We start from the raw sequence: 19,100 nt of genomic DNA on the forward strand, positions 1-19,100 counted from the left end.
GAGTATAGAAAGCCTGTGGCATTACACCGGGGCGCTTTGCCCGATGGCGGCGATCTGTGTCATCAGCCAGTGCAGGGCCGGTTCGCGCTGGCGCTGGACCAGGCTGACCATCTCCAGGTGGAAGGGGCCGAGGGCGAAGGGCAGCTCGAACAGCTGCAGGGGCAGCAGGCTGGCGAAATACCGGGCCAGCTGGCTGGGCAACACCGCGGCCAGTTCACTGCCGGCGACGATATGGGCCGCCTGCAGGTAGTTCGGCGTGCTGTAGGCGATCTGCCGGCACAGGCCCTGTTCGCCGAGCCACTGGTCGACCATGCCGCGGGTCTGGCCGCCATGCACCCAGAGATGGCGCAGTTGCAGAAAGCGCGGCAGGTCCATGCTGCCTGTCGCCAGGGGATGGTCGCGGCGCAGGGCCAGCAGCAGGGTCTCGCTGAGCCAGTGCTGGCGGGCAAAGCGCGCCGGCACTTCATCGAAGCGGCCCAGCACCAGATCCAGCTCGCCACGGTCCAGGGCTTCGGCCGGCAGGCTGGGGCTGAGGTGGCGGATATCGATACGCATGGCCGGCGCCTGTTCGCCCAGTTGTTGCAGCAGGCGCGGCATGCACAGTTGCTCGACGTAGTCGGTGACGGCGATGCAGAAACGCTGGCGGCTGCTGGCCGGGTCGAAGGCCTCGCTGGCGCCGACACTCTGTTCGATCTGCTGCAGGGCGCTGCGAATCGGCCCTTCCAGGGCCAGGGCGCGGGGCGTCGGGCGCATGCGCCGGCCGACCCGTACCAGCAGCGGGTCGTCCAGCAGCTCGCGCAGGCGCCCCAGGGCATTGCTCACCGCCGGCTGGCTCAGGGCCAGGCGCTCGGCAGCGCGGGAGACATTCTGCTCACGCATCAGGGCATCGAAGACGCGCAGCAGGTTGAGGTCGAAGTTCTGGCTATTCATTGGGCGAATATGACGTATCACAAGACTAAATTTCAAAAATAGTAGCGTCTTGCATAAGGTGGCGGGCGATTGATTTTTTCTCGTCCCGGAGGCGTTGCGATGACCCACCCTGCTTTTACCCTCAACCAGGCCGCGGTGATCGGTGCCGGCACCATGGGCCGCGGTATCGTGATGAGCCTGGTCAACGCCGGCATCCCGGTGTTGTGGCTGGATAACAACCCGCAGGTGCTCGACCAGGGCCTGACCCTGGTGGCGCAGACCAATGCCCAGCAGGTGCAGCGCGGGCGTATCAGCGAGCAGGACGCCGCCGCGCGCCTGGCTCGGGTAACCCCGGTGACGGACTATGCGGCCCTGGCCGGGGTCGATCTGCTGATCGAAGCGGTATACGAAAACCTCGAACTCAAGCAGCGCATCTTTCGCGAACTGGATGCCGTGCTGAAACCTTCGGCGATCCTGGCCAGCAACACCTCGGCGCTGGATATCGACGCCATCGCCGCCGTGACGGCGCGGCCCGAGCAGGTCCTGGGCCTGCATTTCTTCAGCCCGGCGCACATCATGAAACTGCTGGAAATCGTGCGCGGCGCCAGGACAGCCCCGGCGGTGCTGGACGCGGCCCTGGCCCTGGGCGAGCGCATCGGTAAGGTGGCGGTGGTGGCCGGCAACTGCCACGGCTTTATCGGCAACCGTATGCTGCATACCTATGTGCGCGAGGCACGCATGCTGCTGCTCGAAGGTGCCTTGCCGCAACAGGTGGACGCCGCCCTGCAGGCCTTCGGTTTTGCCATGGGCCCGTTCCGCATGTACGACGTGGTCGGCATCGACCTGGAGTGGCGCGCCCGCGAATTGGCCGGCCGTGGCCAGGATGATGTGGCGGTGCAGGTGGATAATCGGCTGTGCGGCCTGGGCCGCTTCGGGCAGAAGGTCGGACTGGGATATTACCGCTATGCCGAGGGCAGCCGTGAGGCGCTGCATGACCCGGCGGTGGACGCCCTGGTGCTGCAGGTGGCCGAGCAGCTGGGCTTTGCCCGCCGCGCGATCACTGACGCGGAAGTTCTTGAACGCTGCCTGCTGGCCCTGGTCAACGAGGGGGCGAAGATTCTCGCAGAGGGCATTGCCCGCAGTAGTGCAGATATCGACCTGGTCTACCTCAACGGCTACGGCTTCCCCATGGACCAGGGCGGGCCCATGAACTGGGCCGACGGCCAGGGCCTGGGCGCCATCCTCGATCGTCTCGGCACCCTGCAGGCCCGCTTAGGCGAGCACTGGCAGGCGGCGCCGTTGATCGAGCGGCTGGTTGCCGATGGCAAGCGTTTCGCGGATGTGCAGGAGGGCCGGGTATGAGCTATCAGGCGCCCCTGCGTGAGATGCGCTTTGTGCTGCACGAACTGTTCGATGCCGCCGCTCACTGCGAGCGCCTGGGCAACGGCCTGGATCGCGAGCTGATCGACGGCGTGCTGGAGGAGGCCGCGGCCTTTGCCGCCGGCGAGATTGCCCCGCTCAACCGCAATAGCGATGAGCAGGGCTGCCAACTGGTGGACGGCGCGGTGACCACACCCAAAGGCTTTGCCGAGGCCTACCGGCAGTACGTGGACAACGGCTGGGCGAGCATGACCGGGCCGCTGGAATATGGCGGCCAGGGTTTCCCGCAGCTGGTCAGCTTTGCCTTCCACGAGATGCTGATGAGCGCCTCACTGTCCTTTCGCGTCTACTCCGGGCTGACCGAAGGTGCTGTGCTGGCGCTGCACAAGCACGGCAGCGAAACGCTCAGGCAGGCCTATCTGGAAAAAATGGTCAGCGGCCGCTGGAGCGGCACCATGTGCCTGACCGAACCCCAGGCCGGCACCGACCTGGCCCTGCTGCGCACCCGCGCCGAGCCCCAGGCCGATGGCAGCTACAAGGTCACGGGCAGCAAGATCTTTATCAGCGGCGGTGAGCAGGATCTGTCGGAGAACATCATTCATCTGGTGCTGGCGCGTCTGCCCGATGCACCGGCGGGCGTGAAGGGTATTTCGCTGCTGCTGGTGCCCAAGTTTATTGCCGCGGCCGATGGCACGCCGGGCGCGCGCAATGCCCTGAGCTGCGGTGCCCTCGAACACAAGATGGGCATCAAGGGCGCCTCCACCTGTGTGATGAACTTCGACGGCGCCACGGGCTGGTTGATCGGCGAGGCCAACCAGGGCCTGGCCTGCATGTTCACCATGATGAACGACGCGCGCTTTCAGGTCGGTCTGCAGGGGGTGGGTATCGCCGAGGCCGCCTTCCAGGGCGCCTTGCGCTACGCCCGGGAGCGTCTGCAATCTCGCGGTCTGAGCGGTGTGCAGGCCGCCGACAAACCGGCCGATCCGATCATTGTGCATCCGGATGTGCGGCGCATGTTGCTGACCCAGAAGACCCTGGTGGAAGGCTGCCGCATGCTCGCCGCCTATACCGCGCGGCAGCTCGACCTGGAGCACGGCGCCGCTTCGCCCGAGGCGCGCAAGGCAGCCGGCAGGCGTGCGGCGCTGCTGATTCCCATCGTCAAGGCCTTCTGTACCGATATGGGCCAGGAAGTGGCCAGCCTGGGTGTGCAGGTCTATGGCGGCCATGGCTATATCCGCGAATGGGGCATGGAGCAGTTGATGCGCGACAGCCGCATCACCCAGCTGTACGAGGGCACCAACGGTATCCAGGCGCTGGACTATATCCGGCGCAAGCTGCTGTTTGACGGCGGCGCCGAATTGAGTGCGCTGCAGGCCGAATTTAGCGCGCTGTGCGAGACGCAGCTGCCCCGTCCGGTTCTGGCGCAGATGGCCAGTCTGGTACAGGCGCGCCTGGGCGAATGGCGTGAGCTGAGTACCGAGGTGATCGCGGCCTGCCAGCGCGATGCCCAGGAGATCGGCGCCACTTCGGTGGACTTTCTCCAGTATTCGGCCTATGTACTGCTGGCCGGTTTCTGGTTGCAGGCGGCCGCCCGGGCACAGGATGCGCTGGACGCGGGTACTCAGGAGGTGGCCTTCTATCAGGCCAAGCTGGACTGCGCCGCGTTCTACCTGCGCCGCGTGCTGCCGCGCGCCAGCGGCCACCGCGAGGCGTTGTTGGGCGGTGCGCAGTGCCTGATGGCGATGCCTGAGGAGAGTTTTGCGTTTTAACGGCGAACTGTTGGTGCGCACGGCGCACCCTACATAGGAGGCGCACCCTGTGCATAAACCCTTAGGGTGCGCCGGGCGCACCGAATTGTATCGAATAACAAGAGGAGCACCCCATGCACCCATTTAGCTTCGCCACCACCGCGCAGATCCTCTGCGAAGCCGGCGCGGCCGTGCGTCTGGCCGAACTCTGTCGCGAGCGCGGCGCCCGCCGCGTGCTGATCGTCACTGACCCCGGGATCGCCCGCCTGGGGCTGCTCGATGCCGTGCTGGCGGGTTTTGCCCGCGCCGACATGGCTGTGCAGGTATTCGACCGGGTCGTAGCCGATCCACCCGAGGCCGTGGTGCTGGATGCCGTGGCCCAGGCCCGTGAGCTGCAGGTTGAGTTGCTGGTCGGCTTTGGCGGTGGCAGCTCCATGGACGTGGCCAAGCTGGTGGCGCTGCTGGCCCATCCGGACTGTGACCAGGGCCTGGGCGAGCTCTATGGCGTGGGCAATGCCCGGGGGCGGCGGCTGCCGCTGATCCAGGTGCCGACCACCGCCGGCACCGGCTCCGAGGTGACGCCTATTGCCATCGTCACCACCGGTGAGACGACCAAGATGGGCGTGGTCTCACCGCTGCTGCTGCCGGATCTGGCCCTGCTCGACGCCGACCTGACCCTCGGTCTGCCACCGGCGGTGAGCGCCGCCACCGGTATCGATGCCATGGTGCATGCCATCGAGGCCTACACCAGCGCGCTGAAGAAAAACCCGCTGTCCGATCTGCTGGCCCGCGAGGCCCTGCGTTTGCTGGCGGCCAATCTGGATAGGGTGGTGCAGGACGGCTCTGATCGCGACGCGCGTCAGGCCATGCTGCTCGGCGCCTGCCTGGCCGGCCAGGCCTTCGCCAACGCCCCGGTGGCAGCGGTGCATGCCCTGGCCTATCCGCTGGGCGGGCATTGCCATATTCCCCATGGGCTGTCCAACGCCCTGGTACTGCCCCAAGTGCTGGCCTTCAATGCGCCGGCGGCTGCGCCGCTATACGCCGAGCTGGCGCCGCTGGTGCTGGGGGCGCAGCTGCGCGCCGGCAGTGCCCTGGAGCAAACCGAGCAACTGATTGAGGCGCTGGTCGGCTTCAGCCTGCGCAGTGGTCTGCCCACGCGCTTGCGCGATGCCGGGGTGAGCGAGGCGCTGTTGCCGACCCTGGCGGCGGACGCCATGCTGCAGCAGCGCCTGCTGGTCAATAACCCGCGCGAAATCAACCAGGAGCAGGCCCTGGCCATCTACCAGGCGGCCTACTGAAACGAGATTGCCATTGGTGCGCCGCGCGCACCGAGATAACCCAAGGACTATCGATGAGCCAACCCCAGCATCTACGCAGCGACTACCGTCACTTCCAGGCGATCACCACGCGCTGGCACGACAATGACCTCTATGGCCACGTCAATAACGTCACCTACTACAGCTACTTCGACAGCGCGGTGAACACCTACCTGATCGAGGTCGGTGGCCTGGATATCCACAACGGCGAGGTGGTGGGTTTTGTGGTCAGTTCGGCGTGCGACTACTTCGCCTCCATCGCCTTTCCCGAGGCCGTCGAGGTGGGGCTGCGCGTCGGCAAGCTGGGTAATAGCTCGGTGCAGTACGAGCTGGCGGTGTTCAAGGCCGGGGAGAACGAGGCCTGTGCGGCGGGGCGCTTTGTTCACGTCTTTGTCGACCGTGCCAGCAACCGGCCGGTGAGCATTCCCGAGCGCTTGCGGACAGCCCTGGCCGCATTGTTGGTGCCTGTCTGAGACGGCAAAGCGTGCAGGCGTCAGTCGGCGATTTGTTGGCGCTCAGTCCCAAGCTGGGAAACTCTGTCTAGACTCACCGACGGCAGGCCAATTCAGGTCTGTCGGATTGATCGATAGCAGAGGATTGCGCATGAGTATGTTTGCTTTTGTCAAAGAGGCGGGTGTCAAACTGTGGGAATCGCTGGTAGGGAATGAGGCGCAGGCCGCCGAATCACTGACGGCGCATGTGGCCAAGGTGGGTTTGGGCAACCCCAATATTCAGGTCAGTGTTGAGGGCGAGAAGGTCATTGCCCGAGGCGAAGTGGCCAGCCAGGAAGAGAAGGAGAAAATTCTTCTGGCCCTGGGCAACGTGGCCGGTGTCGCCGAAGTGGAAGACCATATCAGCGTGGCCACGCCCGCTCCGGCGGCGCGCTTTGTGACGGTGAAGAAGGGCGATACCCTCAGTGCGATTGCCAAGGCCGAATACGGCAACGCCAATGCCTATCCGCAAATCTTCGAGGCCAACAAACCGATGCTCAGCCACCCGGACAAGATCTATCCGGGTCAGGTGCTGCGCATTCCGTAGAGCGGTTGTCGCGTTTACATCTGCCGGAGGGGGCTGCGGCGGCCACAGGTGGAAAGCGCTTCGCGCTTTGCCACCCTACAGCCCCTGCAATAGGGCGCGGTAGTCTTCGACTGCTGCGAACTCCTCGGTGTCCTTGGGTCCGGCCTGGCTGTCCGGCTGGCGCACGGCGAGCAGTTGGGCAACGCCAAAGCGCGCGGCGCTGCGCAGGATCGGCAGGCTGTCATCGATAAACAGGCTGCGTTCAGGCGCAAACTCGATGTCCTGCTGCAGGGCATGCCAGAACTGCTGGTCTTCCTTGGGGAAACCGTAGTCGTGGGAACTGATCAGACGATCGAAATAGGGCGCCAGTTCGATGCGCTCCAGCTTCAGCGACAGTGAGTCGCGGTGGGCGTTGGTGATCAGCACCACCTGCTTGCCTGCTTTGCGCAGCGCCTGAATAAAGAGGTCGGCATCCGGGCGCAGGGCGATCAGGTGGGCGACTTCGTGTTTCAGGTCGCGGATCGACAGCTTGAGTTCGCGGCTCCAGAAATCCGTGCAGTACCAGTTGAGGGTGCCGGCGTGCTGGCGGAACAGCGGCAGCAGCTCGGCTTCGGCCAGTTCAAGGCTGACCCCGTGGTGCTCGGCATAGCGCTGGGGCAGGTGTTTGAGCCAGAAGTGGTTGTCGAAGTGCAGGTCGAGCAGGGTGCCGTCCATATCCAGCAGCACGGTGTCGATGGTGTTCCAGGGCAGCAGCATGGCAAGTGTCCGGTCGGGTTGTGCGGGGTGTCGCGCTTCGTGGCGTTATCGTCGTGATCACGCAATCTGTGCCGGGGATAATCCGACCAGCCGCGTTATGATAACCCGTCACAAGCCTGTTCAACGCCCAGCCCCGGAGCCACCCATGCGTGAAAAACCCACCGTGCTTGCCCGCGAGATCGTTGCCAGCAGTCGCCTGTTCCGTGTCGAGGAGCTGCAGCTGCGTTTTTCCAATGGCGTGGAGCGCACCTACGAACGCCTGGTGGGCAAGGGTGTCGGCTATGGGGCGGTGATGGTGGTGGCGATGCTCGATGGCGAGCACGCGGTGCTGGTGGAAGAGTATTGTGGCGGCACCGACGACTATCAGCTGTCGCTGCCCAAGGGCCTGATCGAACCGGGTGAGGACGTCCTGGCGGCGGCCAATCGCGAACTCAAGGAAGAGGCCGGCCTCGGAGCTCGCCACTTGGAACACCTGGCCGAGCTGAGCCTGTCACCGGGCTATATGAGCCAGAAGATTCAGGTGGTGTTGGCCCAGGATCTCTTTGAAGAGCGCCTGCCGGGTGATGAGCCCGAGCCGATGCGGGTCGACAAGGTCAGCCTGCGTGAGCTGTCCAGCCTGATCCAGCACCCGCAGTTCAGTGAAGGCCGCGCCCTGGCGGCCCTCTATCTGGCCCGTGACCTCTTGATGCAGCGTGGAGCCTTTAGCCTGTGAACTCGCCCCTGAACAGTCATCCCCTGCTGCCCGCCGTGCTGGATCTGGTGCGCCAGGCCGGGGCAGCGATCCTGCCGCACTGGCGCAACGATGTAACGGTTACCGAGAAGGCCGATGCCTCGCCGGTGACCATCGCCGATATGGCCGCTCACCATATTCTCGATGCCGGCCTGGTTGCCCTCGACCCGAGCATTCCGGTGCTATCCGAGGAGGCGGTGGATATTCCCCTGGCGACCCGTGCGCAGTGGTCGCGCTGGTGGCTGGTGGATCCGCTGGATGGCACCAAGGAGTTTATTGCAGGCTCAGAGGAATTCACCGTCAACGTGGCGCTGATCGAACAGGGGCGGGTGGTCTTTGGCGTGGTCGGTATTCCGGCCAGTGGGCGCTGCTACTACGGCGGTGCCGGCCTGGGTGCCTGGCGAGTGGCGGCGGACGGTGAGCCTGCGGCCATCGGTGTACGCCTGGCGCCGGAGGAGGCCTTTACCCTGGTGGCCAGCCGGCGCCATTCCAGCCCGGCTCAGGAGCGGCTGGTAGAGGGGCTGAGCGAGCGTTTTGGCGACCTGCAACTGGCCAGTGTCGGCAGTTCGCTGAAGTTCTGTCTGCTGGCCGAGGGCAATGCCGACTGCTACCCGCGTTTGGCCCCTACCTCGCAGTGGGACACCGCCGCCGCCCAGGGTGTGCTGGAAGGGGCGGGTGGCGAAGTACTCGATCTCCGGGGGGAAGTGCTTGGCTATGACGCCCGTGAGTCCCTGCTCAACCCGTCCTTTCTGGCCCTGCCGGCGGGCGCCGAGTGGCGTACCGAGTTGATCCAGCTGGCCCGAGCCCTGGATTAGACGCGGTTACTGGCTGGACAGCCGGTCGCCGCGCTCGAAGCGCCAGGTGCGGATGATTTCCAGGCGGTCGACATCCACCAGGTCACCGGTAAAGGGGGCGAAGGGCGCGGCCAGGCGTACGATGCGCAGCGCGGCCTGATCCAGCACCTGTTGACCGGATGACTCCAGCACCTGCACCTCGAACAGGGTGCCATCGCGATTGATCGACACCAGCAGGCGCAGGCTGCCGTAGATACCCTGGCGCCGGGCTTCGTCCGGATAATTCAGGTTGCCGATGCGTTCGACCTTCTTGCGCCATTCATCCTTGTACCAGGCGCCCTTGTCGCGCATGGTCGAGGCGGCGTTGAGGCGGTGGATCTTCGGCCGTTTGGCGTACTGCTGCACCTCCTGGGCCAGTTCGGCTTCCAGGCTGGCGATCTCTGCCGAGAGCTGGGCGCTGTTGAATACCGGCGCAGGGCGCACCTGGGGCGTGGGTTTGCTTTCTTCCTGCTTGACCGGGGTCTTCTGTTGTTGCGGCGCACGGGTGGCCACGGCCGCCTTCGGCGCTTCCTGGCGTGCGGCCGGTTGCTGCGGCGCGGCGGGGGGCGTGACGCGTTTGACCTGGCTGTCCTGAAACAGTGCCTGCTCGGTGGTCTTGGGCGCCGCCTTGTGCTCCAGGGTGCCGCTGCCCTGCTGGTTGTCCTGAGCGATAAAGTCGGCGTCCTTGGGCTTTTCGTCACTCTTGAAGGTGGCCAGGGTGACTTCCAGGGTCTTGCTCACCTGTCCGGGCTCGGCCAGGGTAAAGCCCAGGCCGAGAATCAGGGCGGCGTGCAGGGCCGCGGCCATAAACAGGGTGAAGCCCAGGCGGTCGGCGGGGCCGGCGCGGGGGCTGGACAGTTCGGGAATAGTGGCGGCTGCGTTCATGCGCGTTCGGATCGACTCAAGGTGTCGCGCAGTCTGCCGGCATCGGCCGCCAGGCTGCAAGCGACATGCGTCAGGCTGCCACCTGGGTCAAGCTTTTGCCGGGTTGCGGCTGGCCAGCTTGCTGGCAATGCAGTCCATCAGGCGCTCACCGATGCGGGTGTCGTAGGCTGCATCAATCTCGCGGATACAGGTGGGGCTGGTGACGTTGATCTCCGTCAGGTGTTCGCCGATCACATCCAGGCCGACAAAGATCAGGCCCTTGTCTTTGAGCGTCGGCCCCACGGCCGCGGCAATCTCGCAATCACGCGCGCTCAGTGGGCGCGCCTCGCCACGCCCGCCTGCGGCCAGGTTGCCGCGGGTCTCGCCGGCTGCCGGGATGCGTGCCAGGCAATAGGGGATGGGCTCACCGTCGATCATCAGGATGCGCTTGTCGCCGTCCTTGATCGCCGGCAGATAACCCTGCGCCATGATCTGCTGCTGGCCGTGCAGGGTCAGGGTTTCCAGAATCACCGAGAGGTTGGGGTCGCCCTCGCGGTGGCGAAAGATCTGCGAACCGCCCATGCCATCGAGGGGTTTGAGAATGATGTCACGGTGCTTCTGGGCGAATTCCCGCAGAATGTCGGCCCGGCGACTGACCAGCGTCGGTGGGGTGTAAGCACTGAACTGGGTGGCGAAGAACTTCTCATTGCAGTCGCGCAGGCTCTGCGGTCGGTTGACCACCAGCACGCCGGCCTGTTCGGCCTGCTCCAGCAGGTAGGTGGAGTAGACGAATTCGTTGTCGAAGGGCGGATCCTTGCGCATCAGGATCACATCCAGTTCGCTGAGCGGCATGTCCTGTTCGGGGCCCAGTTCGAACCAGCGCTGGGCGTCGTTGAATACGCTAAGCTGAGACAGTCGGGCGTGGGCCTGGCCCTGTTGTTGATAGAGATCCTTCTGCTCCATATAGAACAGTGACCAGCCGCGCGCCTGGGCCGCCAGCAGCATGGCCAGGGAGCTGTCCTTCTTGAAGTTGATCTGCGCGATAGGGTCCATGACGATGCCGAGGCGGATGCTCATGGTGAATCTCCGGAAAGCGTGAGCTGAAGTGGGGCGGGAAGTTGCAATGGCTGCCAGGGTGGCGCTGCCGAAACGGACGGTCAAGGGAAAACCTTGGCTTGCATGGCTTATAGATTGCGTCAGGAGTCTGTGCTAAAAAGGCATGACGATTGGGTTGTAGCCCGTCGGTGACAGGGCCTTGAGCGCACTGATATAACGCTAAAATAACGACTCACCGAGGCGATGGTAGGGCAAAAATGGAACAGCATTCCGAGGGTTTGAGGGTAATGGTGATCGACGACTCGAAAACGATTCGTCGTACCGCAGAAACCCTGCTGAAAAAGGTGGGCTGCGAAGTGATCACTGCAGTCGATGGCTTCGATGCCTTGGCAAAAATCGCTGACACCCATCCCAATATCATCTTTGTCGATATCATGATGCCGCGACTCGACGGCTATCAGACCTGTGCCCTGATCAAGAACAACAGCGCATTCAAATCCACTCCGGTGATCATGCTGTCCTCCAAGGACGGCCTGTTCGACAAGGCCAAGGGGCGCATTGTCGGCTCGGATCAGTACCTGACCAAGCCGTTCAGCAAGGAAGAGCTGCTAGGCGCGATCAAGACCCATGTGCCCGAGTTTACGCCGGTGGAGCAAGCCTCCTGACGCCTGCCTGAGTAGTTGCAGGCGCTTCTTACAGTATTGGAAAAACACCATGGCTCGAATTCTGATTGTTGATGACTCTCCCACCGAGATGTACAAGCTGACTGCCATGCTGGAAAAGCATGGTCATCAGGTGCTCAAGGCTGAAAATGGCGCCGACGGCGTCGCCCTGGCGCGCCAGGAAAAGCCCGATGCGGTGCTGATGGACATCGTCATGCCAGGCCTCAATGGTTTCCAGGCGACCCGCCAGCTGACCAAAGATGCCGATACCAGTCACATCCCGGTGATCATTGTCACCACCAAGGATCAGGAAACCGACCGCGTCTGGGGCAAGCGCCAGGGCGCCAAGGACTATCTGACCAAGCCGGTCGACGAGGCCACCCTGGTAAAAACCCTGAATGCGGTATTGGCCGGCTGAATGCCGTGCCAGTCCGCGATTAAATAAGAATAAGGCCGCAGCAGGCATGCCGGACACGCAAACTCCTTTTCAATCCCTTCTCGATATTGATCGCCTGTGCCGCTCCCTGGCCGCTGGCCTGCCTTCGCAGCAGGAAATGGTGCAGAGCTGGAGCGGCATAGGCTTTCGTATGGGTGATCGCTATTTCGTTGCTCCCATGGGGGAAGTGGGCGAGGTGCTGCATGAGCCGCGGCACACCCTGCTGCCTGGGGTGAAAAGCTGGGTCAAGGGCGTGGCCAACGTGCGCGGTCGTCTGCTGCCGGTGATGGATCTGTGCGGCTTCTTTGGCAGCGAGCTGTCGCCGCTGCGCAAGAAGCGGCGGGTCTTGGTGGTCGACTATCAGGAAGTCTTCGCCGGCCTGACGGTGGACGAAGTCTTCGGCATGCAGCATTTTCCGGTGGATACCTTCTCCGAGCAGCTGCCGCCGCTTGAAGCGGCCATCGCTCCTTTCATTCATGGTGTCTTTCAGCGTGAGCAGCCCTGGTTGGTGTTCAGCCCGCATGCGCTGGCGCGTAATCAGGGGTTTCTCGATGTTGCAAGTTAAGCGTTTTTCGGTGGGGTCGGCGTTGCCGGCCTTTTGGCGTTATATGGGAACCGTAGTGCGGTCGGTCCAGGCGGGGGCCTGTAAATGAAAAAACTAAACGCAGGTAATTTGTTCGCGGGTACGCGCAGCAGCACACTGATTCTGGGGCTGTTTATTGTCCTGATCGTGTCCATCGTGCTGTTGTTTGCCAACTTTGCTTACATCAACACCCAGTCCAACTACGACACGGAATACATCGGTCACGCCGGTGAGCTGCGCGTACTGTCCCAGCGTATCGCCAAGAACTCCACGGAAGCCGCCGCCGGTACCGGCGAGGCCTTCGGCCTGCTGCGTGATGCTCGCAACGACTTCCAGGCGCGCTGGAATATCCTCACCGACGGCAGCGAGGAAACCGGCTTGCCGCCGGCACCCGAGTCGCTGCAGGCGCAGATGAGCGCGGTGCAGAAAGACTGGGATACCCTGCGTCGCAACACCGACGCCATTCTGGCCAACGAACAGACCGTACTGTCCCTGCACCAGGTAGCCGCCACCCTGGCGGAAACCATTCCGCAGTTGCAGGTCGAGTACGAGGAAGTGGTCGACATCCTGCTGGAAAGTGGTGCGCCAGCCGCCCAGGTATCGGTGGCCCAGCGTCAGTCGCTGCTGGCCGAACGTATTCTCGGCTCGGTGAACAAGGTGTTGGCCGGTGACCAGGACTCGGTACAGGCCGCCGACATGTTTGGCCGCGACGCCAGCCTGTTCGGCCGTGTACTCAATGCGATGCTGGAAGGCAACGCGGCGATGGAAATCAGCCAGGTAACAGACGAAGAAGCACTGGAGCGTCTGGCCGAGATTTCCGAGCTGTTCGAGTTCGTCTCCGGCTCGGTGGACGAGATCCTGGAAACCTCGCCCGAACTGTTCCAGGTTCGTGAATCGGCCAACGTCATCTTTACCGTGTCGCAGACGCTGCTGGATCAGGCCTCCGACCTGGCCAAGGGCTTTGACGACCAGGCTGCAGGCCGCGCCCTGAATACCCTGATCGGTTATGTGCTGGGTGCCCTGGCACTGGGTTCGATCATCCTGATCGGTCTGGTCATGGTGCGGGAAACCAACCGCCGCCTGGCCTCGACCGCCGAGAAGAACGAACGTAACCAGGCGGCGATTCTGCGACTGCTCGATGAAATCGCCGACCTCGCCGACGGTGACCTGACCGTGGCCGCGACGGTAACCGAGGATTTCACCGGTGCCATCGCCGACTCCATCAACTACTCCATTGACCAGCTGCGCGACCTGGTTGCCACCATCAACCTGACCGCCGTTCAGGTAGCCGGTGCGGCCCAGGAAACCCAGGCCACGGCGATGCACCTGGCCGAAGCCTCCGAGCACCAGGCCCAGGAAATTGCCGGGGCCTCGGCGGCGATCAACGAAATGGCCGTGTCGATTGACCAGGTATCGGCCAACGCCGCGGAATCCTCCGCGGTAGCGGAACGTTCCGTAGCCATCGCCAACAAGGGCAACGAAGTCGTACACAACACCATCACCGGCATGGATAACATCCGTGAGCAGATCCAGGACACCTCGAAGCGAATCAAGCGCCTCGGTGAATCGTCCCAGGAGATCGGTGACATCGTTAGCCTGATTAACGATATTGCCGACCAGACCAACATCCTCGCCCTGAACGCCGCGATCCAGGCCTCCATGGCCGGTGACGCAGGCCGCGGCTTCGCGGTGGTTGCGGACGAAGTACAGCGCCTCGCGGAACGTTCCTCGGCGGCCACCAAGCAGATCGAGGCCCTGGTTAAGACCATTCAGACCGACACCAACGAGGCCGTTATCTCCATGGAGCAGACGACTTCCGAAGTGGTGCGCGGTGCCCGCCTGGCGCAGGACGCCGGGGTGGCCCTGGAGGAGATCGAGAAGGTATCCAAGACCCTCGCGGCCCTGATCCAGAACATCTCCAACGCAGCGCGTCAGCAGGCGTCGTCGGCTGGTCATATTTCCAACACCATGAACGTGATTCAGGAAATTACCTCGCAGACTTCGTCGGGTACCACCGCCACCGCCAAGAGCATTGGTAACCTGGCCAAGATGGCCAGTGAGATGCGTAAGTCGGTGTCCGGCTTTACCCTGCCGGGTGGGGATCAGGCCTAAGCGTGCTTTGTGCGACGACCCGCCAGGGTGGTCGCGCCGATGCCATGGCGCTAAGCGAGGGGCGGGATATGCAGCCGGGCGTATGGGCCTTGCAACCCCTGGCGGACATGTCCGCCACGGAGTTTCGTGAGTGGCAGCAGTTGCTGGAGGAGCGTACCGGCGTGGTGCTCAATGAGCGGCGTCGGGCCTTCCTGCAAACCAACCTGAGTGCGCGCATGCGTGAACTGGGTGTGGCCGATTACGCCAGCTACTACCGCCAGGTTACCGATGGCCCGCGTGGCGCGGTGGAGTGGTCGACGCTGCTCGATCGCCTGACCGTGCAGGAAACCCGCTTCTTCCGTCACCGCCCGTCTTTCGAGGTGCTCGACCTTTATCTGCGCGAGCGCCTGCAGCAGGGCCTGGGCAAACCCTGGGAGTTGTGGAGTGTGGGTTGCTCCAGTGGCGAAGAGCCCTATTCCATGGCGATCTGTGCGGCCGAAGTGCTGCGCGATACCGAGCAGGCGGCGCATTTCGGCGTCACCGGTACCGATATCAGCCTCAATGCGCTGAGCAAGGCCCGCGACGGCCAGTATGGCGCGCGGCGACTGGAGCAATTGGACGAGGACTTGTGCCAGCGTTATTTCCTGGCACAAGCAGATGGACGTTTCAAGGTAGTACCCAGCCTGGCGGCGCGCGTGTGTTGCGCCAGGCTCAACGTACTGGAGCTGGCCAAGGCGCCAATGTCCGGTATGGACGTCATTTTTTGTCAGAACTTGCTGATCTATTTTCGCCGTTGGCGGCGCCGCGAGATCCTCAACCGCCTGGCCGAGCGCCTGGCGCCGGGTGGTCTGCTGGTGGTGGGCGTGGGTGAAGTGGCGGGTTGGCAGCATCCGGAGCTGGTTCCGGTGGCCGACGAGCGAGTCCTGGCGTTTACCCGCAAGGGATAAGGCAGAGCCAAGTTTATGAGTGGAGTGGCTATGGGTGATCGGCACGATTATGTCGCCCTGGAATGGGTCAAGGGCGAAATCTCGGAAACCCTGAAACAGGCGCGTCAGGCCCTGGAGGCGTTCGTCGAGAACCCGCAGGACGCAACACGCATGCGTTTCTGCCAGACCTATGTGCATCAGGTGCTGGGTACCCTGCAGATGGTCGAGTTCTATGGCGCCGCGCTGCTTGCCGAAGAGATGGAGCAGCTGACCCAGGCCTTGATCGATGGCCGCGTGAGCAACCAGGCCGAAGCCCTGGAAGTGCTGATGCAGGCCATTCTGCAGCTGCCGGTGTACCTCGACCGCATCCAGACCGCTCGTCGCGACCTGCCGATGGTGGTGTTGCCACTGCTCAACGACCTGCGTGCCGCCCGTGGCGAGAAGCTGCTGTCGGAAACCAGCCTGTTCGCCCCGGATATGTCCCAGCGCCAGGCTGCCCTGTCCAGCGAAACCCTGGCCGAGCGTGGCACTGCCGAGTTGCCGGCGCTGCTGCGCAAGTTGCGGCAGATGCTGCAGGTGGCGCTGGTCGGGGTGATCCGTAACCAGGATCTGCCCACCAACCTGAACTATATGGCGCGGGTCTTCGCCCGTCTGGAGAACCTCTGCCAGGATTCCCCCCTGGGCCCGCTGTGGCAGGTCGCCTCCGGCCTGGTCGAAGGGCTGGCCAATGGTGGCGTGAGCAACGGCACCTCGGTGCGCACCCTGCTGCGTCAGGTCGACAAGGAACTCAAGCGTCTGCTCGACCAGGGCGCCGCCGGCCTCAACCAGGCGGCCCCGGACGACCTGCTGAAGAACCTGCTGTTCTATGTGGCCAAGGCGCCGGCGCAGTCGCCGCGCATCAATCAGATCAAGGAACGCTACCGGCTGGATGATGCCCTGCCGGACCACGCCGTGGTGGACGAGGAACGTGCCCGCCTGGCCGGGCCGGACCGCGATGCCATGCGCTCGGTGGTGGCGGCCCTTTGCGAAGAGCTGGTGCGGGTCAAGGACAGCCTCGATCTGTTCGTACGCAGTGATCGCAGTCAGGTGGCCGATTTACAGGCCCTGGCCGCGCCGCTCAAGCAGATCGCCGATACCCTGGCGGTGCTCGGCTTTGCCCAGCCGCGCAAGGTAATTGCCGATCAGCTGGAGGTGATCAACGGCCTGGTCAAGGGGCAGGGCGAGCCCAACGATGCCGTGCTGATGGATGTAGCTGGAGCCTTGCTGTATGTCGAGGCCACCCTGGCCGGCATGGTCGGCCCGGCCGATGATCAGCCGAACGAACAGAGCCATCTGCCCACCACCGATGTCGGGCAGATCCACCAGCTGGTGATCAAGGAAGCGCGCAACGGCCTGGAGCAGGCCAAAGACGCCATCATCGAATTTATCGCCTCGCAGTGGAACCATGAGCACCTGGCCCGTGTGCCCGAGCTGCTGACCCAGGTCCGTGGCGGCCTGGCCATGATCCCCCTGCAGCGCGCGGCCGATCTGCTCAATGCCTGCAACCGTTACATTCAGGAGCAGCTGCTGGCACGCAAGGCCGTGCCCAACTGGCAGAACCTCGACACCCTGGCCGATGCCATCACCAGCGTCGAGTATTACCTGGAGCGCCTGGCCGAAGATCACGCCAGCCAGGGCGAGATGATCCTCGATGTAGCCGAGGAAAGTCTGGAAAGCCTGGGTTACGCCCTCAAGGAAAAGCCCTCGATTCTCGATCGTATCGAGCCGGCTCCCGAGCCGGAGCAGCCGGCGGTTTCGCCCTTGGCCAACCCCCTGGATGAGATCGAAGTCCTGGCGCCTGAAGGCGAGCCGGATGCGGAGATCGTCCTGGAACTGCCGGAAGTCGAGCTGGACGCGCCCACCGAGCTGGAGCTGAGTGCAGATCTGAGCAGCGATTTTGCCGAACTGCAGAGCATCGCGCCGGCAGACGAGGCCGACAGTGAGCCGCTGGCTGACGAAGCCTTCGAGTTGCTGGATGTTACTGCGGATGAGCCGCTGTCCGAGGCACCACCCGCCGCCGATGAGCCGGCTGATCTCGCACTGGACAGTCTTGAGCTGGACGCCGCTGATGACCCGGCGCAGTGGGACGAAATCGAATTGGCCAGCCTGGAGCTGCCGGATGTCGAGCTGCCCAGTGCGCCGCTGCCGGCCGAGCCCGAAGCACCGGTCGAGAAGCCCCTGTCCATGGCCGATGTGATGGCCGCGCCGGTGCAGGCGATCAACCCGCCGGCCCACGATGTGCCACAGAGCCTGCTGCCGCCACCGGCCGATGAAGAACCGGTGGATGAAGAGCTGCTGGAAGTCTTTGTCGAAGAAGCCGGCGAAGTGTTGGAAACCATTGCCGAATTCTTCCCGGCCTGGTGTGCCGATACCGATAACAAGGACGCCCTGACCGAAGTGCGGCGCGCCTTCCATACCCTCAAGGGCAGCGGCCGCATGGTTCGCGCCCTGGTGATTGGCGAGCTGGCCTGGTCCATCGAGAACCTGCTCAACCGGGTGCTGGATCGCAGCGTCAAGCCGGGCGTCGAAGTGCAGCAGGTGATCGCCGAAGTGATCGCGCTGATGCCGGCCCTGGTCGAGGAGTTCGCCCAGCATGCCCAGCGTCAGCGCGATGATGTCGATCAGCTGGCCGCCACCGCCCATGCCCTGGCCAAGGGTCAGCTGCCGTTGGCCAGCGAGCCCGGGGCAGAGCAGGCGGAAGAGCCCACAGCAGAGAATCAGGCCGACAGTGCCGTCGCCCAGCAGCCGGCGCCGCTGGCCGAGTGCGCTGCCGAGGCCGAAGGGCTTGATCCGCAGTTGCTGGAAATCTTCCGCAACGAGGCGGAAATGCACCTGGATACCCTGGTCGGCTTCCTTGCCGATTGTGCCCAGGAACTGCCGCAGCCGGTGACCGATGACCTGCAGCGCGCCCTGCATACCCTCAAGGGCAGCGCCTCCATGGCCGGCATCGTGCCGGTAGCGGAGATTGCCGCGCCGCTGGAGAAGCTGGTCAAGGAATTCAAGGGCAACCTGATCCCCATGGATCTGGCCGAGGCCGAGCTGCTGAGCAGCGCGGAAAAGCTGTTCCGTCTGGGCCTGGAACAGCTGGAAACTCAGCCCCTGGCTCCGCTGCCGGGTGCCGACGCCTTCCTCGAAAGGGTTCAGCAGTTGCATCAGGAACGCCTGGCCCATGCCGAGAGCAGCCGCGAGCAGGATGCCGGTGGCAACAAGCGTGACCCGCAGATGATCAGCATCTTCCTCGCCGAAGGCATGGACATTCTGCTGGACGCCGAAGATCTGCTGCGTCGCTGGCATGCCAACCCTTCCGAACGCCAGGAGTTGGGTGCTCTGCTGGACGAGCTGACCACCCTGGGGCGTGGTGCCGAAATGGCGGAGCTGCCGCAGATCGAAGAACTGTGCGAGGCCCTGCTGGACCTTTACGGCGCGGTGCAGGAAGGCAGCCTCGGGGTCAGCGAGCGCTTCTTCAATGAGGCGGAGAAAGCCCATGAAGCCCTGATCGGCATGATGGATCAGGTCGCCGCCATGCTGGAAGTCAGCCCGCAGCCTGAACGGGTTGAGGCCTTGCGTGCTCTGCTGGGCGAAGCGCTCGACCCGCAGGCCCTGGCGCTACTGTCTGCTGCCGATGGCAGTGTCCTCGAAGTCATCGAAATGGACGCTGTGCCGGGCGCGCTTGAAGAAGTGAGCTTCGACCTGCAGCCTGAAGCCGAAGCCGAAGCCGAAGCCGAAGCCGAAGCCGAAGCCGAAGCCGAAGCCG

Annotated in this window: 17 protein-coding genes; 13 read left to right on the forward strand and 4 right to left on the reverse strand. The window is 63.9% G+C overall.

The features are described from left to right. Positions 1–21 precede the first annotated feature (21 nt). Entirely contained in the window at positions 22–930 is a 909-nt protein-coding gene (locus GJV18_RS03690) for a LysR family transcriptional regulator (protein WP_160343366.1), read from the reverse strand. A 99-nt stretch (positions 931–1,029) separates the two neighbouring features. Between GJV18_RS03690 and GJV18_RS03695 the strand changes: the two genes are divergently transcribed. From GJV18_RS03695 to lysM, 5 genes are all read left to right on the forward strand, one after another. Further along, the gene (locus GJV18_RS03695; RefSeq protein WP_160343367.1) at positions 1,030–2,271 is read left to right on the forward strand and encodes a 3-hydroxyacyl-CoA dehydrogenase; all 1,242 of its coding nucleotides are present in this window, start codon (positions 1,030–1,032) and stop codon (positions 2,269–2,271) included. After that, positions 2,268–4,058, forward strand: a complete 1,791-nt coding sequence (locus GJV18_RS03700) for an acyl-CoA dehydrogenase C-terminal domain-containing protein (protein WP_160343368.1) — start codon at positions 2,268–2,270, stop codon at positions 4,056–4,058. The genes GJV18_RS03695 and GJV18_RS03700 overlap by 4 nt, the downstream gene beginning before the upstream one ends. Positions 4,059–4,171: 113 nt before the next feature. Continuing rightward, positions 4,172–5,335, forward strand: coding sequence for an iron-containing alcohol dehydrogenase (locus GJV18_RS03705; RefSeq protein WP_160343369.1), 1,164 nt, complete (start codon positions 4,172–4,174; stop codon positions 5,333–5,335). A gap of 53 nt (positions 5,336–5,388) precedes the next feature. Further along, positions 5,389–5,826, forward strand: a complete 438-nt coding sequence (locus tag GJV18_RS03710) for an acyl-CoA thioesterase (protein WP_160343370.1) — start codon at positions 5,389–5,391, stop codon at positions 5,824–5,826. Between the two features lie 130 nt (positions 5,827–5,956). Continuing rightward, on the forward strand, positions 5,957–6,391 hold the full coding sequence (gene lysM, locus GJV18_RS03715) for a peptidoglycan-binding protein LysM (RefSeq protein ID WP_160343371.1): 435 nt from the start codon (positions 5,957–5,959) through the stop codon (positions 6,389–6,391). 75 nt (positions 6,392–6,466) lie between these two features. Here the strand turns inward: lysM and yrfG are convergent, their stop codons facing one another. Then, the gene (gene yrfG / locus GJV18_RS03720; protein WP_160343372.1) at positions 6,467–7,126 is read right to left on the reverse strand and encodes a GMP/IMP nucleotidase; all 660 of its coding nucleotides are present in this window, start codon (positions 7,124–7,126) and stop codon (positions 6,467–6,469) included. 145 nt (positions 7,127–7,271) lie between these two features. On the opposite strand from yrfG, the gene nudE reads away from it, so the two are divergent. Further along, positions 7,272–7,838, forward strand: a complete 567-nt coding sequence (gene nudE / locus GJV18_RS03725; protein ID WP_160343373.1) for an ADP compounds hydrolase NudE — start codon at positions 7,272–7,274, stop codon at positions 7,836–7,838. Positions 7,839–7,861: 23 nt separating this feature from the next. Further along, positions 7,862–8,671: a 3'(2'),5'-bisphosphate nucleotidase CysQ gene (gene cysQ / locus GJV18_RS03730; protein ID WP_178113439.1), complete on the forward strand. Its 810-nt coding sequence runs from the start codon at positions 7,862–7,864 to the stop codon at positions 8,669–8,671. 6 nt (positions 8,672–8,677) lie between these two features. On the opposite strand, the gene GJV18_RS03735 is transcribed toward cysQ, so the two are convergent. Continuing rightward, positions 8,678–9,574, reverse strand: a complete 897-nt coding sequence (locus GJV18_RS03735) for an energy transducer TonB (RefSeq protein ID WP_160343374.1) — start codon at positions 9,572–9,574, stop codon at positions 8,678–8,680. A gap of 87 nt (positions 9,575–9,661) precedes the next feature. Further along, positions 9,662–10,630 (reverse strand): glutathione synthase, encoded by a 969-nt coding sequence (gene gshB, locus GJV18_RS03740; RefSeq protein WP_160343375.1) that lies wholly within the window; start codon positions 10,628–10,630, stop codon positions 9,662–9,664. A 236-nt stretch (positions 10,631–10,866) separates the two neighbouring features. On the opposite strand from gshB, the gene pilG reads away from it, so the two are divergent. The 6 genes from pilG to GJV18_RS03770 form a co-directional block, all read left to right on the forward strand. Then, complete coding sequence (gene pilG / locus GJV18_RS03745) at positions 10,867–11,274, forward strand: twitching motility response regulator PilG (protein ID WP_160343376.1); 408 nt, start codon at positions 10,867–10,869, stop codon at positions 11,272–11,274. 49 nt (positions 11,275–11,323) lie between these two features. Continuing rightward, entirely contained in the window at positions 11,324–11,689 is a 366-nt protein-coding gene (gene pilH / locus GJV18_RS03750) for a twitching motility response regulator PilH (RefSeq protein WP_160343377.1), read from the forward strand. A gap of 46 nt (positions 11,690–11,735) precedes the next feature. Beyond that, positions 11,736–12,272 carry a chemotaxis protein CheW gene (locus tag GJV18_RS03755; protein WP_160343378.1) on the forward strand — a complete coding sequence of 179 codons (537 nt, stop codon included), beginning with the start codon at positions 11,736–11,738 and terminating at the stop codon, positions 12,270–12,272. Between the two features lie 84 nt (positions 12,273–12,356). Further along, entirely contained in the window at positions 12,357–14,402 is a 2,046-nt protein-coding gene (locus tag GJV18_RS03760) for a methyl-accepting chemotaxis protein (RefSeq protein WP_160343379.1), read from the forward strand. 68 nt (positions 14,403–14,470) lie between these two features. Then, positions 14,471–15,328, forward strand: a complete 858-nt coding sequence (locus tag GJV18_RS03765; protein WP_160345964.1) for a protein-glutamate O-methyltransferase — start codon at positions 14,471–14,473, stop codon at positions 15,326–15,328. Between the two features lie 30 nt (positions 15,329–15,358). Beyond that, on the forward strand, positions 15,359–19,100 hold a 3,742-nt coding region (locus GJV18_RS03770; protein WP_218571960.1), incomplete at its 3' end, for an Hpt domain-containing protein.

This window comes from Pseudomonas xionganensis, from assembly GCF_009763245.1.
GTDB classification, from domain to species: domain Bacteria; phylum Pseudomonadota; class Gammaproteobacteria; order Pseudomonadales; family Pseudomonadaceae; genus Aquipseudomonas; species Aquipseudomonas xionganensis.